Source organism: Streptomyces sp. NPDC056160, from assembly GCF_042268205.1.
Classification (GTDB): Bacteria; Actinomycetota; Actinomycetes; order Streptomycetales; family Streptomycetaceae; genus Streptomyces.
The window spans coordinates 1-1776 of record NZ_JBHJUW010000330.1 but is presented as its reverse complement, the minus strand read 5'-3'; the positions used below and the strand labels follow the sequence as shown (position 1 = coordinate 1776).

At 71.9% G+C, this 1776-nt stretch carries 3 protein-coding genes; all 3 read right to left on the bottom strand.

Annotated elements, in window-relative coordinates; translation table 11 throughout:
* Positions 1 to 59: 59 nt before the first annotated feature.
* The 3 genes from ACFC02_RS42505 to ACFC02_RS42495 all read right to left on the bottom strand — a co-directional run bounded on the left by ACFC02_RS42505 (position 60) and on the right by ACFC02_RS42495 (position 1693).
* Positions 60 to 620, bottom strand: a complete 561-nt coding sequence (locus ACFC02_RS42505) for a hypothetical protein (protein ID WP_376368387.1) — start codon at positions 618 to 620, stop codon at positions 60 to 62.
* Entirely contained in the window at positions 617 to 1282 is a 666-nt protein-coding gene (locus tag ACFC02_RS42500) for an ATP-binding protein (RefSeq protein ID WP_376368385.1), read from the bottom strand. The genes ACFC02_RS42505 and ACFC02_RS42500 overlap by 4 nt, the downstream gene beginning before the upstream one ends.
* 147 nt (positions 1283 to 1429) lie before the next feature.
* Positions 1430 to 1693 (bottom strand): hypothetical protein, encoded by a 264-nt coding sequence (locus ACFC02_RS42495; protein WP_376368383.1) that lies wholly within the window; start codon positions 1691 to 1693, stop codon positions 1430 to 1432.
* Positions 1694 to 1776 lie beyond the last annotated feature (83 nt).

Genomic DNA, 1776 nt, shown 5'->3' with positions numbered 1-1776 from the left:
GGCTCGACCCGGCGACGGTAGAAGTCGGCACGACCGGACACATCCCGAACCTCTGTGAATCACCCCAACGAGGCACCCTCATCAGATCTGCACCCGAGTCGGTTTGTGCCGGGCGGGCCGAGGGCGTCCAGGACTGCCAGGGTGCCGGAGGCGGTGTGGAGATCGGCGAGGCCGGCGGCGGCAAGGCGTGCCCGCAGGCGGTACTCGGTGGCCTCGGTGGGGGTGTGGGCAACGAGGGTGAGGCGGATGCCGGTCTCCGCGCGCCAGGCGGCCAGGCGCGCCAGGCGTTCGGAGGTGAGGCGGTGGGCGCGCAGCACGATGGCCTGCTGGAGCCCGGTGGTCAGGGCCCAGCAGGTCACGGCGCGCCAGGCCGCGTCGGTGGACATCCGCTCGGCGTCGGGGCGGGTAAAACTGTCGCGGCCCATGGCGCGCAGCAGGTCCAGGGCGAGGTAGGCGAGGCTGTTGGTGTGCGGCGTGGGATCGGCGGTGATGCAGCCGGCGCTGGGGTCGCCGCGGTGGAGGGCGGCGCGGTGGAGGGCGTGGTCGTCGCCCGCATCGAGCAGCAGCAGGACGGGCGGCAGGGTGGTCGGCGCGCAGGCGGTGGAGGCGAGTTGGGTCATGGGCGGCGCGAGGTGTCGATGCGGGCGACGACCCGCCGCAGCAGGCCGGGATCGGGGCACGCGGCGCCGGTAGCGGTCAGGGCCCGCTGGACGTGGTGGGTGAGCAGGGCCCAGCGCCGAAGGCTGCCGTGCGCGAAGTGACCGTCCAAGGATCGGAGTTGGTCGGGTGCGACGGTCTGCCACAGCGGGTGCAGGACCGCCGCGGCGCGTGGGACCTGGCCCCGGTCGAGCGGCTGCAGAGTCAGCCACGTGGTGGTGCGCGTGAGAAGCATCTGCTGGGCGCGCAGGGCCTCCTCGCCTCGCTGGCCGGCGATCAGGACCGCGCACAGGCCGTCGGGTAGGTCGTCGTGCAGGAAACGCAGGTACTCAAAGCATGGCTCGGGCATCCGGTCGGCCTCGTCGACGACCACGATGCGGGGTGCGGCACCGAGGGCGCGGCGAATTAGCGCGTCAGCGGCGGCCGGTTCGGCCAGTGCGGTGCCATGAATGCCGAGGGCGTGGTGCAGGTGGGCGCGCAGATCGGCCGGGCCTGGTCTGGCCCCCAGGCGCAGCGGGACGTGCGCCTGCGGGAAGCGGGTGTGGGCGGTGTGGTGGACGGCGAAGGTCTTGCCGAGGCCGGGCGTCGCCCAGCACGCACAGGAAACGCCGCTGCCGGTGGGCATCGGCCAGCGCGCCGTCGACGTCCGTCAGGCCGGGGGTAACGACGGTACGGGCGCCGGCCAGGCCAAGGAAGTGGAGGTGGCGGGGCGCGGCCTGGCCGGCGAGGGGGAAGGGCCGCGCGGTGGCGGCGGGTTGCCCGGCCGGTGTGGTCAGCATCGGGACAGGGCCCAGTCGACGATGCGGTCGTCCACCTGGTCGGCGCCGAAGTACTCCATGCCCTTGATGACGTGCTTGGTCACCTTCACCCACTCGCGGAAGGAGCCGAGCGCGTACTGGGTGTCGACCCGCTTGAGCAGCGCCTCGTCCACACCGCGCCACACGGGGTGGGAGTCAGGCACCGTTTTGAGGATCTCGTCCTCGGTCATCGCGAGGATCTCCAGACGGATGTAGATCCGGGAGGCGACCGGATTCAAGCGGTCGTTGCAACACCGGCTTGTTGAATCAACTGTAGCTGCTCGTTGAGTGCTTCGGCGGGTGTCTTCCAACCGAGCGTCTT